Source organism: Bradyrhizobium sp. 149 (genome assembly GCF_023073915.1).
Classification (GTDB): domain Bacteria; phylum Pseudomonadota; class Alphaproteobacteria; order Rhizobiales; family Xanthobacteraceae; genus Bradyrhizobium.
The window spans coordinates 42354-56360 of sequence record NZ_JADPKK010000013.1 but is presented as its reverse complement, the minus strand read 5'-3'; the positions used below and the strand labels follow the sequence as shown (position 1 = coordinate 56360).

The window sequence follows — 14007 nt, the reverse complement described above, 5'->3', positions numbered from 1 at the left end:
GATCGATGATGCGCGCGATCGTCCTGCTGCATCGATGGCTCGGGGTCGCGTTCTGCCTGCTGTTCGCGATGTGGTTCGCGACGGGGATCGTGATGCACTTCGTTCCGTTTCCGTCCTTGACGGAAGCGGAACGCTTCGCCGGTCTCATGCCGCTGGATGGTGCTGAGACGGGCATCGCGGTCGCCGATGCCGTTGCCGCGAGCGGCATCGCGGATGCGACGCGCGTCCGCTTGATCCAGCGCAGCGACGGACCGGTCTATGTCGTCTCGGGGCGGTCGCGTGCAGGCGCAGTCCGCGCCTCCGACGGCGGCGGCGCGTCGGTTGCGTCTTCCGACGTCGCGCTGGCCATCGCGCGAGATCACGCACGCAGCCGCGGACTTGATGCTGCGCGGCCCGCGGTCGTTGCGCGCTCGGACTATGACCAATGGAGCGTGCCGAATGGCTTTGACCGCCACCGACCCTTGTTTCGGGTTGCCCTCGGCGACCATGGCGGAACCGAGGTCTATGTCTCCTCGCTCACCGGCGAGATCGTCCTGGATACCACAAGAAGCGAGCGCGGCTGGAATCTCGTCGGCAGTGTGCTGCACTGGATCTATCCAACGGTCCTGCGAAGCAACTGGTCGCTATGGGATTGCGTGGTCTGGACCTTGTCGCTGCTGGCCCTGATCGCGGCTTTGCTTGGCGCCGTGCTCGGCCTTGTGCGGATCAAGCTTCGCGGAGGTCTGATCGGCTCACCCTATCGCGGCTGGCATGCCCTGCATCATCTCATCGGCCTCGCAGCGACGGTCTTCGTGCTGACGTGGATTTTCAGTGGCTGGCTCTCCATGGATCACGGGCGGCTGTTCTCGCGTGGGCAATTGACCTCGGCTGAATCCAGCGTGATGAACGCTGGACCGAACTGGACGACTGCCTCATCGCTCGATCGGCAGCCGGTACCGCCGTCGGCCCGTGAGATCGAATGGTTCGCCTTCAACGGCAGTCTTTATCGGCGGGATCGGATGGGCCTGGCCGGTCAGACATTGTTCAAAGCAGGCGATGCGCCCCTCGATAGGGCAACGGGATTTCTCGATGTGCACGAGGTTCAAAGGCTAATCGCGCGCCTCGCGGTCGGCTGCGGCGCACCGTCCGGACTTGCCGGCAACGACAACTATCCCGCGCAGTCCACCGTCCCGGGTGCCCCGGTCTACCGCTCGTACTGCGGCGGCCTCTGGTTCGACATCGACGGCGCCGACGGCAATTTGCTGCAAAGGCTGGATTCGTCGCGGCGGGCTTATCGCTGGTTCTACGGCGCGCTGCACACGCTGGATTTTCCAGCGCTCATCGCGCATCCGTGGCTGCGCGACGGCTTGGTCGTCGGGCTCTGCGCCCTCGGCTTTCTGTTCTCCACCACGGGCATCGTCATCGGCTGGCGCCGCCTGCGTCGGTCCTTCGCGGGCTGAGAGCCGGAGCGAGGTCGCGATGCGTCGAGCGGGCAAAACCACCTCTTACTGATCGTACAATAAAGAGAGGCTGAGCCGCCCACCATGCATAGCTCATAGGCAATCGGATGCGCGGCAGTGCCGGTCGATCGCCTGCAAATTAGACAGCCAGTGCGGGGCGCGCGGATTGCAGTGCAGCGGATGCCACGTTTCGCGCGGAGAAAACCGTGGTGCGCTGCACTTTTCTGGCGTGAAACGATCCAGGTCGACGTGCTCTCGATGCGGGCAGCGCTGCACCAAAATGTGCCGCGGCGCGCCGCACCGGTCGCACGCCGATCCTGCGCGTTGCGACAACGCTGGCTCTATCCCGAGCCCATCGCTCTGTCGCACGCTCGCAAGCGGTGGCATGACAGGGGATGATGATGAGCGCTCTCGGTTTGGCATTGAACTGGCGATGGACGGGAAGGACCCGGCGTCCGGTTCGGACGTCGTCCGTAGCTGATCCCCCCACATGAGCACTGACGAAAACCACTGGGAAGTCGGCACCGATATCGGCGGTACCTTCACCGACATCATCGCCATCCGGCGCTTCCCCGCGGAGGCACGGATCGCGAAAGTGCCATCGCGACCGCAGGCTCCGGTTCAGGCGATGCTTGAGGCGATCGAGGCGGTCGGACTGCGCAAGAGCGAGGTCAAGCGCTTCGTCCACGGCACCACGCGCGTGACCAACGCGATCGTCGAAGGACGGCTGCCGAAAGTGGCGCTGGTCGCGACCGAAGGATTTGCCGACGTGCTGGAGATCGCGCGCTATCGCCGCCGCGATCTCTATCGTCTCGACATCCCGCCGAAATCGCCGCCCCTGGTGCCGCCTGAACGATGCTTCGGGCTTGCCGAGCGCCTCGATCACGAGGGGCAGGTGCTGAAGGCGCTGGACGAAGCGGAGATCGAGCGTCTGGTGGCATGGCTGAAAACGACGGGCGTTCAGAGCGTCGCGGTCGCACTGCTTCACGCCTATGCCAATCCCGTGCACGAGAAAATGCTCGGCGAGCGCCTCAAGGGCGTCATTGCCCACGTCTCGCTGTCGCACGAAGTCAATCCCGAGGCGCGCGAATACGAGCGGACCTCGGCGACCGTGTTCAACGCGGCCGCGATGCCGATCGCGGTAGAGTATCTCAGCGAGCTGGAGCAGTGGCTGCCGATCGGCCCCGGGCTGCAGGTGTTTCATTCGGCAGGCGCCATGATCCCGATCTCGGCCGTGAAGCGGCGGCCGCTGGTGATGGCGATGTCGGGCCCGGCGGCCGGCGTCTCGGCGTCGGTCAGCATCGCGCGTCAGCTCGGCACCTCGCGGATGCTGACGTTCGACATGGGCGGCACCACGACCGACGTGTGCCTGATCGTGGACGGCCAGGCCGAGATGACCGACGGCCGCATGCTTGGCGACAAGCCGCTGCGCCAGCCGATGCTCGCGGTTCATTCGATCGGGGCGGGTGGTGGATCGATCGTGCGCAACGGCCCGGGTGGCTTGACGGTTGGGCCGGAGAGCGCTGGCTCCGAGCCGGGACCGGCCTGCTACGGCCGCGGCGGTACCGAGCCGACCATCACCGACGCCAACGCCGTGCTCGGCTATCTCAATCCTGAAACCAGGCTCGGCGACCGGATCGGAATCGACATCAAGGCAGCGATCGATGTCATCGCGCCGATCCCGCGCAGCTTGGGGCTGAGCCTGACCGAAACCGCGCTCGGCATCATCAAGGTCGCGAATGCGACGATGGCCCGCGCGCTCCGCCGTGTCACCGTCGAGCGCGGCATCGACGGGCGCGACTGCACGCTGCTCGCCTTTGGCGGAGGTGGCCCGATGCACGCCGCGGGCCTTGCCGATCTCTACGGGATCGCGGAGGTCGTGGTTCCCAGCGCATCAAGCGCGTTTTCAGCGCTGGGCTGTCTCACAGCCGACTTCAGCTTCCTCGAGCAGCAGACCCTGCGCGCTGCGCTTGATCGCATCGATCTCGCCCGTGTGTCCGAGCGGATCGGAGCGCTGATTGACGATGCTTCGGCCCCGCTCATCGCCAACGGCGTTGCCACAGCTGAAATTCAGGTCGAGTTGGTGGCCCTGATGCGCTACGCGGCGCAGAACGACGCTATTCCGGTGCCGTTCGCGCGGCCGCTCGACGTCATCAGGCTGAAAAAGGATTTTCTGACGCGACACCACGAGCTGTTCGGTTATGCGACAAGCGAGAGCTGCGTCATCGAATCCGTGCGGGTGCAGGCTCGCCGCCCGTCGAGCACCGTCGTGAGCCGGCTGGCCACAGCGGCCAGGACGATATCCACCGGCAAGCGCATCTGCTCGTTCGACGGTTTCCACGAGATCGAAACGGCGATCATCGACCGTGCCTCGCTGACCGAAACCGTCAGCGGCCCAGCCATCATCGAAGATGCTTGGTCAACGGTCGTGGTCCCGCCCGGCTGGCAGGCGAGGCCGGATGCTTCAGGCAATCTGTTCCTGACGCGGGGGGTCGCATGAAGCTCGATCCGTTCGTCGTCGAAGTCATCCGGCACGGGCTCTCGGCCGCGGCCGAGGAGATGAGCCTGGTGATGACGCGGTCGGCGCGCTCGCCGCTGCTGCGTGAGGCCGGCGATCTGTCGTCGGCGATCACGGATGGCCGCGGCGATCTGGTCGGCCAGGGCCGCGACATCCCGATTCATCTCGGCGCGATGGCCTATACGGTCCCCGAATTGCTGAAAGTGGTGCCGCGCGACGGCCTGAACGAGGGCGACGCACTGATCTACAATGTCGGCCCGCTCGGCGGCAATCATCTCAATGACGTCAAGGTCGTGCGCCCCGTCTTCGTCGACGGCGAGATCGTGGCGTTCGCGGTCAGCCTCGCACACTGGCCCGATATCGGCGGCACATGGCCCGGCAGCTATTTTGCCAAAGCGATCGACACCTTCCAGGAGGCGATGCGCATTCCGCCGGTTCTGATCGCCACAGCGGCCGGCGTCAATACGCCGATCGTGCAGCTGCTCAAGGCCAATGTTCGCGATCCCCAATCCTGCGAAGGCGATCTTCTCGCCCAGATCGCGGCAACGAAAGCCGGCGAGCGGCGCATCGTCGAGCTTTGCCGCGAGCACGGCAAGGCGGTCTTCACGGCGGCGCAGTCGCGCCTGCACGATCTCTCCGAGATCGAGATGCGCGATGCGTTGCGCGATCTGCCCGACGGTGTCTACGAGGGCGAGGATTATCTGGACGACGGCGGCGTCAACGACGCGCCTGCGCGCATTCATGTCAAGATCACCATTGCAGGCGACGAAGCGACCTTCGATCTTTCGGGAAGCTGCGACCGCGTGTCGAATTTCTGCAACACGACGCCCTTCATGGCGCGCTCGGCGGTGGCCTATGCCGCGCGCATCATGAGCGGGCGCGACATGCACCAGAACGCCGGCGCGCTGCGGCCGCTGACCATCATCACGCGTCCGGGTTCGATCCTGGAGCCGGGCTGGAACGCATCTGTCGCTGCCGGCAACCACGAGACCTCCATGCGCATCGTCGATGCGATTTTTCGCGCGATGCAGGACACTATTCCCGAACGATTGTCGGCCGGTGGGGCGACCACAGCGGGCGTCCTGTTCTTTGCCGAGCCGCGGCAAAACGGATCATGGAAGATGCTCTACGAGGTTCACGGTGGTGGCGAAGGCGCACGGCATGATCGGGCCGGCATCTCGGCGACTCGGGTGCATCTGTCCAACACCTCGAACACGCCGATCGAAGTAATTGAGGCGAGCTACGCGATCCGCGTCGAGCAACAGGCCATTCGCTGGCAGTCCGGCGGCGCGGGCGCGCATCGCGGTGGTGATGGCGTTATTCGTAGCTATCGCATCCTGGCACCGTCGATGCACCTGACCACCTGTATCGAGCGCATGGTGATTGCGCCGTTCGGGATGCAGGGCGGCGAATCCGGCAAGACCTGCCGCATCTCATTGATCCGGCAGGGCGCTAACATCGCGATCGACGGCAAGTCGAATTTGGTGCTGCAGCAAGGCGATCTCGTCACGATCGAGACCTGCGGCGGCGGCGGCTACGGCGTCGGGGCCGCGGAATGAAGGGATTGCAATGAGCAGATTGTTGCGAACCGGGCTGAATGCCGGCGACGGCGCGCCGATGGCCGTGGTCGGCGGCGAGGGCGTCTATTTCCATCTGTCAGATGGTCGCAAGCTCATCGACGGCAGCAACACCGGCGGCGGTCTCGGACATCGTCATCCCGCGATGGTGGAGGCGATCCGCCGCGCCGCCGATACGCCGGTCGTGAACGAGGGGTGGACCTGGGTCGGCCGCGAGCAGGCTGCCGACGATTTGATGGCGACCGCGTTCAGTGGCGAAGAGGATTGGGTTGGCGCGGTGCGCTTCTGCATCAGCGGCAGCGAGGCCAACGACATGGCGCTGTCGCTGTGCCAGGCGCTGACGCAACGCTCCGCGCTGGCGACGCGCGAGCGCGCCTATCACGGCATCACGGGCCTGTCGCGCAGCATGACGGTGCAGCCGCAATGGCATGGCGGCCTTGCGGTGCATGCCGGCGGCTCGCAGCGGCCGGCGTCGATGGCGCCGGTGCGAATCTTGCCGGCACCGGACGGCGCGATCTATGGCGCGCCGGTCAACAATGTTCCCCCGAGCGAGTATCTGGCCGATGCCACGCACCTGCTTTCGGATACCGCGGCGACGATCATCGACTACACGCAGGGCGGCATCTATTACGACGGCGCCTATCAAGACGAGGTAGCCCGTTGCGCTCGCCAAGCCGGCTCCTACTGGATCGCCGACGAAGTGGTTACTGGTGCGGGCCGCGCCGGGCGCTGGTTTGCGTTCCAGGGAGCCGAGAGCCGGCCCGACATCGTGACGCTCGGAAAATCGCTCGGCGGCGGCGCGGCTGCGGTCGCCGCGGTCGTCGTGTCGAAAGACGTCGTCGAGCGGCTCAAGGGCGCGAGCTGGCAGAATTACGGCACGCTGCGCGGGCATCCCATCAGCATGGCCGCCGTCAGCGCCTATCTGAAGGTCGTCAACGAAGACAACATTCTGGAACACGTGAAGAGCCTCGAAAAGCTGTTCACCCGACGCCTGCTCGCCATCGCGCAAAAGCATCCGAGCGTGCAGCGCGTGGCGGGACAGGGGTTGCACTGGACGGTGGAACTGCACGGCCCGGATTGGCGCAACTGGCATGCCGACACCACCGAAGTGCCGATCGCCTCGCGGGTGGCGGACCGGGCGCTGGAGGCTGGCGCCGTGATCGGGACCAGCGGCGAGCAGACCTCGCTGTTCCTGGCACCGCCACTCGTGATCTCCGAGCATGAGGCCGAGCAGCTTCTGGCTGCACTCGACTATGGCCTCGATGTCGCCGATGCGGAGCAGAAATGAGCGTGGATCATGTAACGCACACCATGCCGATGGGCTGGCACCGACTGGAATGTCCGCGCGATGCTGCGTTATGCTGCGCGCGCCGGCACGTGATTGAAACTGCAGCTTCATCCAAGACATCACCAGGAATTCGCTGATGCGTATCGTCAATGTGGCCGCCGCCCAGATGGGCCCGATCCAGAAAGCCGACAGCCGCGAGGCGGTGGTCAAGCGCATGATTGCGCTGATGGACGAGGCCAAAGGCAGGGGCGCCGACCTGATCGTCTATCCGGAACTGGCTCTCACGACCTTCTTCCCGCGCTGGTACGTGGAGGACCGGGCCGAGTTCGACATCTGGTTCGAGCGCGAGATGCCCAACGCGGCGACAAAGCCGCTGTTCGAGCGCGCGTCGCAGCATCAGATGGCGATGAATTTTGGCTATGCGGAGCTGACGCCGGACGGGCATCATTTCAACACTGCAATCCTCACCGATAAATCCGGCAAGATCGTCGGAAAATATCGCAAGATCCATTTGCCCGGCCATATGGAATGCGACACCAAGCGCTCGCACCAGCATCTGGAGAAGCGCTATTTCGAGCCGGGCGATCTCGGCTTCAAGGTCTGGCGCGAACTGGGCGGTATCATCGGCATGGCCGTCTGCAACGACCGGCGCTGGCCCGAAACCTATCGCGTGATGGGCTTGCAGGGCGTCGAGATGGTGCTGATCGGCTACAACACGCCGTCCGTCAACGCGGAGAAGAGCGAGGAGGGCGTCGAGAAACGCCTGTTTCACAACCGCCTCTCGGTGCAGGCCGGCGCCTATCAGAACGCGACCTGGGTCGTCGCGGTGGCCAAGGCCGGCGTCGAGGATGGACATCCGCTGTTTGGTGGCAGCCTGATCGTCGATCCCAATGGCGAAATTGTCGCCGAAGCGAAGACGGAGGAGGACGAATTGCTGGTCCATCCTTGCGACCTCGACGCCACCACATTCGGCAAGTCCACGATCTTCAATTTCGCGCAGCACCGCCGCATCGAGCACTATGGCCTGATCACCAGCCAAACCGGCGCAGTGCCGCCGCCGGAGAAGTGACGCCAATGCCGGACAAGGGCAAATTGGGCATTTCTTTGCGCGAGCTCGATCCGCGCGATCGCTACAAGCTGCTTTGCGGCGTGGTGGTGCCACGGCCGATCGCGCTGGTGACAACGCTCGATGCGAACGGGGCCGTCAACGCCGCGCCGTTCAGCTTCTTCAACGTGTTCTCGGAGAGTCCGGCGCTGATCGTGCTCGGGCTTCAGCACAAGCCGGATCACAGCCCGAAGGACACCACCCGCAACATCCATCGTGACGGGGAGTTCGTCGTTCACATGGTGGACGAGGCGCTGTCGGCGGTGATGAATGATTGCGCGGTCGATTTTCCCTCCGGTGACAGCGAGGTTGCGGCAACGGGACTCGCCACGCTCGCGTCGGTCGACGTGAAGGTGCCGCGCCTCGCTGCAGCCCCCTTCGCGCTCGAATGCCGGCGCCACGTCGTGCTGACCTTCTCGCCTGATCGCGAACTGCTGGTCGGCGAAGTCCTCAGGGTTCACGCTCGCGAGGGTCTCGTCGACGAGGCGAACATGTATGTCGACCTCGACGCCTACCGGCCGATCGGCCGCATGTTCGGCAATCTCTATACGACGCAGCGGGATACGTTCGCGCTTTCGCGCGAGAACCACGCACAGTGGCTCGCGCGGCAGAATGCCAAAGAGCTGAAGGACGCCTAGTGATTAGAGAACTGCACCGTACCCAGCGCCATGGTGACGGCCGCCTGTGTCGGGTCGATCACGGCAATGCCGAGCGCGTCTTCCAGGGGACGGCGATGGCGCGCCATGCCGGCGCAGCCCATCACAATGGCGCGGGCGCCGTCCTCGTCGCGCAGCGCGCGGCCGATGTCGATCATTTTGGCCAGGGTGCCTTCACCCGAGGCGGTTTCCGCGACGCTCATGTTGAGCGGCCGCTCGCCGGCGAGGCGTTCGGTCAGTCCCATCTGCCTGAGATAGCGCATGTGACGCGGGATCGAGCGTTGGGCGATCGCGATGACGCCAAAGGTTTCGGCGCGGGCCAGTGCGGTCAGCACGCCGCACTCGGCGATGCCGAACACGGGGCGATCGGTGCCTTCGCGGCAGACCTTAAGCCCGGGATCGCTGTAGCAGGCGATGACAAAGGCGGCCGAGCTGTTGTCGCCTTCGACCAGCCGGCGCAGCGGCATCGCGACGCTATCGACATCGGCCTGGCTTTCAATGCCGAACGGACCTTCGGCCAGCGTCTGGCAGACCAGTTCCGGCCCGCCCTCGAAACCGAGCGGCTTCAGCGCCTCCTCCAGCCCCTGCGTGACAGCAGGGTTGGAATTTGGGTTGATGACGAGAATGCGCGGTCGGGACATGCTGGTCTTCCTGCAAAATTGCGATCACTTGCCCAAAGCCTATCATGGAGTGCCTTATGACTGAACCCGCTTACGACCTGATCATTCGCGGTGGGCGCGTTGCGACGACAACCGACGTCTTTGAAGCGGACGTCGCCATCTCCGGCGAGACCATCGCCGCTATCGGTCGCGGGCTTCCGCCGGCGAAGCGCGAGATCGACGCGCGCGGGAAGCTCGTTCTGCCCGGCGGCGTCGACAGTCATGCGCATATCGAGCAACTGTCCGCTGCCGGCATCATGAACGCCGACACCTTTGAAAGCGCGACCATATCCGCGGCTTTTGGCGGCACCACCACGGTGATTCCGTTCGCCGCCCAGCATGTCGGCATGAAGCTGCCGCAAGTGGTGGAGGATTATCACGCGCTGGCAAAGAAGGGCGCCGTGATCGACTACGCCTTTCACATGATCATTGCTGATGCCACCAAGGAAACGGTCGAGGAGCATATTCCAGCGCTGGTGAAGCAGGGCCATGCCTCGATCAAGATCTTCATGACCTACGATCGGCTCAAGGTGGACGACGAGCCGCTGCTGGACATCCTCCTCGCCGCGCGCCAATCCGGCGCGATGTTGTGCGCCCATGCCGAGAATCACGGCATCATTGCCTGGATGGTGAAGCGGCTGCTCGCGCGCGGCTACACGATGCCGAAATACCACGCCGTCAGCCACGCCCGTGTGTCTGAAGCGGAAGCCTTCACCCGGCTGATCGGCATGGCGGCGCTGATCGACCAGCCCATCATGATCTTCCACGTCTCCACCGCCGAGGGGGCCAAGGTCATTCGCGACGCGCGCGGGCAGGGACTGAAGGTATTTGCCGAGACCTGTCCGCAGTACCTGTTCCTGACTGCAGCCGATCTCGACAAGCCCGGCGCGGAAGGCGCCAAATGGATGTGCAGCCCGCCGCCGCGTACGCATTCGGATCAGGAGGCGCTGTGGCAGGCGCTGTCGCTCGGCGATCTCCAGACCATTTCGTCGGACCATGCGCCCTATCGTTACGATGAGACCGGCAAGCTGCGCGCCGGTCCCAATCCCAACTTCAAGCAGGTCGCCAACGGCCTGCCGGGGCTGGAGTTGCGGCTGCCGCTGCTGTTCGACGCGATGGTGTCGAAGGGGCGGCTCGGCCTGGAGAAGTTCGTCGAACTGACCGCGACCGCGCCAGCGAAGATCTACAATCTGCATCCGCGCAAGGGCTCGATCGCGGTCGGCGCCGATGCCGATATCGCGATCTGGGATCCCGAACGCGAGGTCGAGATTGCCGATGAGATGATGCACGATCTGACCGGCTACACGCCGTTTGCCGGCCGCAAGCTGAAGGGATGGCCGGTCACCGTGCTCTCGCGCGGCCGCGTCATCGTCGACGGCAACAAGTGTCTCGCGAACCCCGGCAGCGGCAAGTTCCTCGCACGCAGCGGCGGCGAGGCGGCGAAGCCCACCGGCCGGCTCGTCGCCGACATGGATCCCGAGCGAAATTTTGGAGCAAAACTGCTGTGAGGGTGGATCGCGCGCGATGAGGATCGTCATCTTCGGCGGCACGGGCTTTGTCGGCCTCAATCTCGCGGAGGCGCTGCTCGCGCGCGGGCATGAGGTGACGCTGTATGATCGCACGGAACTGCCGCCATCCGCGCGGCGGTCTCTTGCCGAGTACGGCGCGCGGCTCAAGGCCGTGCAGGGCGATATCACCGATGCGGATGCCATCGATGCCCTCGTCGCCGAGGGCGTCGATGCGATCGTGCTGGGCGCGGCGATCACCGCCGGTGATGAACTGGAGAGGGCATCGCCCGCGCGCGTTCTCGAGATCAACGTGATGGCGCAGATCCCGATCCTGCGCTCCGCGATCCGCCATGGCGTGCGCCGCGTCGTCAATCTCTCCTCGGCATCGGCCTACGGCGCCGCGGGTGCGCGGGTCGAGATTCTGGACGAGGACACGCCTTGCGATCCGGTCTCGTTCTACGCCATCAGCAAGTTCACATCTGAACGATCTGTCGCGCGCCATGCCGAGCTCTTTGGCGGCGATTTCCTGAGCGTGCGGCTGAGCGCCCTGTTCGGACCGTGGGAGCGACCGAGTTCCGTACGCGACACGCCAAGCCTCCAGTACCAAATTCGGGCCGCGTTCGCGCGCGGCGAGCCGGCGATCATGCCTGAAGCGGGCATGAGGGACTGGATCTACGCGCCGGATGCGGCCGAGGCCGTCGCACTGCTGATCGAAGCCGAGCGGCCGCGCCACGGGCTCTACAACATCTCCCGCGGAGGGCTTTGGCCAGCGCTGCAATGGGGCGAGGCCTTTGCGGCGTTGCATCCGGGCCTGGAGTGCCGCCTCGCGGCGCCCGGCGAGAAAACCGCCATCAAGCTGCATGGGCGCTATCGCGCGCCGCTGTCGGTGACGCGGATGGCGGATGAATTCGGCTGGCGCGCGCGGTTCGGGAGCGCCGAGTCCGCCGCCGCGATGAGCGCTTGGTTGACACAGCACAAGGAGTGGATCTGAGATGCGGCTCCAGGGGCGCACGGCCATCATCACGGGAGCAGCTTCCGGCATCGGCCGTGCCAGCGCAAAGCTGTTTGCAGACGAGGGCGCGCGTCTCGCTCTGGTCGATTGCGATGCCGCAGGGCTTCAGGAGACGCTGGGCCTGGTGGGCGAGGCGATGACGCATGTTGGCGATGTCGGCGATGCCGTTTTCGCAGAGACCGTTGTCGGCGCGGTGATCGCGCGGCACGGCCGGCTCGATATCCTGATGACGGCCGCAGGCTTTTCCTGCGGCGGCACGGTGCTGACGACGGACCCCGCCGATTGGGACGCGGTGTTCCGCACCAATGTCGGCGGCACCTGGCTGTGGGCGCGCGCCGCCGTGCCGCACATGCAGCGACAGAAGAGCGGTTCGATCATCACGCTGGCCTCGCAGCTCGCCCTGGCCGGCGGCAAGGGCAACAGCGCCTATATCGCCGCCAAGGGCGCGATCGTCAGCCTGACCCGGACGATGGCGGTGGATTTCGCGACCGACGGCATCCGCGTCAACGCGATTGCACCCGGTGCGATCGACACGCCGATGCTTCGCCGCAGCTTTGCCCGTCACGCCAATGCGGACGAGGTGCGCGAAGCCTCCCGCAATCGCCATGCCATGAAGCGGTTCGGCGAGGCCGAGGAGATCGCGCAGACGGCGCTGCATCTCGCCAGCGATGCGTCGTCCTTCACGACCGGCACCGTGATGGCGGTCGACGGAGGCTGGCTCGCGGCATGAGTGATGCGCTGACAGAGCTGGAAGTGAACGTTCGCGCCGATCTCGCGCGGATCGCGCATCCCGGTGCCGCCTGGCTCGAACCGAAGACGGGACCGGATGGCAAGCCGGCGCTGGATGTGCTCGTGATCGGCGCCGGCCAATCTGGCATCGCCATCGGCTTCGGCCTGATGCGCTCCCGCGTCGGCAACATTCTGCTGCTGGACAAGGCCGAGGAGGGGATGGAAGGCCCTTGGCTCACCTATGCCCGCATGCCGACGCTGCGCAGCCCGAAGGATTATACCGGCCCGGACCTCGATATCCCGAGCTTGACCTATCAGTCCTGGCACGAAGCCCGCTTCGGCAAAGAGGGCTGGCAGACACTCGATCTGATTCCGCGCGGGCACTGGGCCGAGTATCTGCTCTGGTTGCGGCGCACGATCGACTTGCCCGTGCGCAACGGGAGCGAGCTTCTGGAAATCCTGCCGGCGGCAGAAGGTTTGCTGGCCGCACGCGTGAAACGTGGCGATGGCGTCGAGACGCTCCATGCGCGCAAGATCGTGCTCGCGACGGGGCAGGAGGGAATGGGCGGCTGGATAGTCCCGGGGCCGTTGCGCCATCTGCCGGCCAGCTCTGTGGTGACTGTCGCCGAGGACATCGATTTCGAACGCCTCCGCGGCAAGCGCGTCGCCGTGATCGGCGCCGGCGCGTCGGCCTTCGACAATGCGGCCACCGCACTGGAAGCGGGCGCGGCGGAAGTGCACCTGCTGTGTCGCCGGGCGCAGATCCAGGTGATCCAGCCCTATCGCTGGCTGACCTTCCGCGGTTTCCTGCGGCATCTCAGCGATCTCGATGATGCCTGGCGCTGGCGCTTCATGCGCACCATCCTCGAGATGCGCGAAGGCTTCCCGCAACCAACTTACGATCGCTGCGCACGTCACGCCAATTTCGAATTGCACGAGGGCGCGCCGATCGAGGCGGCCCGCGAGACCGATCGCGGCGTCGAATTGCAGACGCCGCGCGGCGCCATCACTGCGGATTTCGTCATCTGCGGCACCGGCATCGACATGAATTTTGCCGGGCGCGGCGAACTGCGCGCGTTTGCCGGCAATATCGCGACCTGGGCCGACCGCTACCAGCCGCCGGAGAGCGAGCGCAACGCGCGGCTCGGCCGCTTTCCCTATCTCGCCGACGATTACGCCTTCACAGAACGTGTCGCGGGCGAGACGCCGTGGATCGCTGACATCCATCTCTTCGCCATCGCCTCCACCATGAGCTTTGGTCCGTCTGGATCCTCGATCAACGCAATGACGACCGCGGTGCCGAAGCTGGTCAATGGCCTGACACGCGGCCTGTTCCGCGCCGATGTCGCGCAGCACTGGGCTTCGCTCTGCGCCTATGACGTGCCGCAGGCCGTGGTCACGCGGCCGCAGCGAGATATGGGGGAATCACGATGATTATCCATGCGCCGCCGCGACGAAGCGTCCGCAGGAGCGCACCATGTGACTGGCGCGCGACTTGCTTCTTTCTTGACCTGCC

11 protein-coding genes are annotated in these 14007 nt (G+C 65.4%); 10 read left to right on the top strand and 1 reads right to left on the bottom strand.

Going from position 1 to position 14007, the window contains the following annotated elements; translation table 11 throughout:
* Positions 1-5: 5 nt before the first annotated feature.
* The 6 genes from IVA88_RS05780 (at position 6) to IVA88_RS05755 (ending at position 8565) form a co-directional block, all read left to right on the top strand.
* Positions 6-1439, top strand: a complete 1434-nt coding sequence (locus tag IVA88_RS05780) for a PepSY domain-containing protein (RefSeq protein ID WP_247496324.1) — start codon at positions 6-8, stop codon at positions 1437-1439.
* A 490-nt stretch (positions 1440-1929) separates the two neighbouring features.
* Complete coding sequence (locus IVA88_RS05775; protein ID WP_247496323.1) at positions 1930-3939, top strand: hydantoinase/oxoprolinase family protein; 2010 nt, start codon at positions 1930-1932, stop codon at positions 3937-3939.
* A complete protein-coding gene (locus tag IVA88_RS05770) occupies positions 3936-5516 on the top strand; it encodes a hydantoinase B/oxoprolinase family protein (RefSeq protein WP_247496322.1) in 1581 nt (526 codons plus the stop codon). The genes IVA88_RS05775 and IVA88_RS05770 overlap by 4 nt, the downstream gene beginning before the upstream one ends.
* A gap of 10 nt (positions 5517-5526) precedes the next feature.
* Positions 5527-6822 carry an aminotransferase class III-fold pyridoxal phosphate-dependent enzyme gene (locus IVA88_RS05765; protein WP_247496321.1) on the top strand — a complete coding sequence of 432 codons (1296 nt, stop codon included), beginning with the start codon at positions 5527-5529 and terminating at the stop codon, positions 6820-6822.
* Between the two features lie 136 nt (positions 6823-6958).
* Positions 6959-7891, top strand: a complete 933-nt coding sequence (locus IVA88_RS05760; RefSeq protein WP_247496320.1) for an N-carbamoyl-D-amino-acid hydrolase — start codon at positions 6959-6961, stop codon at positions 7889-7891.
* A 5-nt stretch (positions 7892-7896) separates the two neighbouring features.
* Positions 7897-8565 (top strand): flavin reductase family protein, encoded by a 669-nt coding sequence (locus IVA88_RS05755; protein ID WP_247496319.1) that lies wholly within the window; start codon positions 7897-7899, stop codon positions 8563-8565.
* Here the strand turns inward: IVA88_RS05755 and IVA88_RS05750 are convergent.
* Positions 8562-9224 carry an aspartate/glutamate racemase family protein gene (locus tag IVA88_RS05750; protein WP_247496318.1) on the bottom strand — a complete coding sequence of 221 codons (663 nt, stop codon included), beginning with the start codon at positions 9222-9224 and terminating at the stop codon, positions 8562-8564. The genes IVA88_RS05755 and IVA88_RS05750 overlap by 4 nt on opposite strands.
* A 56-nt stretch (positions 9225-9280) precedes the next feature.
* Here IVA88_RS05750 and hydA point away from each other — a divergent pair, with 56 nt between their 5' ends.
* From hydA to IVA88_RS05730, 4 genes are read left to right on the top strand one after another with little or no spacing between them, the layout of a single operon-like run.
* Positions 9281-10750 carry a dihydropyrimidinase gene (hydA, locus tag IVA88_RS05745; RefSeq protein WP_247496317.1) on the top strand — a complete coding sequence of 490 codons (1470 nt, stop codon included), beginning with the start codon at positions 9281-9283 and terminating at the stop codon, positions 10748-10750.
* Between the two features lie 16 nt (positions 10751-10766).
* Positions 10767-11741, top strand: a complete 975-nt coding sequence (locus IVA88_RS05740) for an NAD(P)-dependent oxidoreductase (protein WP_247496316.1) — start codon at positions 10767-10769, stop codon at positions 11739-11741.
* A 1-nt stretch (position 11742) separates the two neighbouring features.
* Positions 11743-12492 (top strand): SDR family oxidoreductase, encoded by a 750-nt coding sequence (locus IVA88_RS05735; RefSeq protein ID WP_247496315.1) that lies wholly within the window; start codon positions 11743-11745, stop codon positions 12490-12492.
* The gene (locus IVA88_RS05730) at positions 12489-13925 is read left to right on the top strand and encodes an NAD(P)/FAD-dependent oxidoreductase (protein WP_247496314.1); all 1437 of its coding nucleotides are present in this window, start codon (positions 12489-12491) and stop codon (positions 13923-13925) included. The genes IVA88_RS05735 and IVA88_RS05730 overlap by 4 nt, the downstream gene beginning before the upstream one ends.
* The last annotated feature ends 82 nt before the right edge of the window (positions 13926-14007 follow it).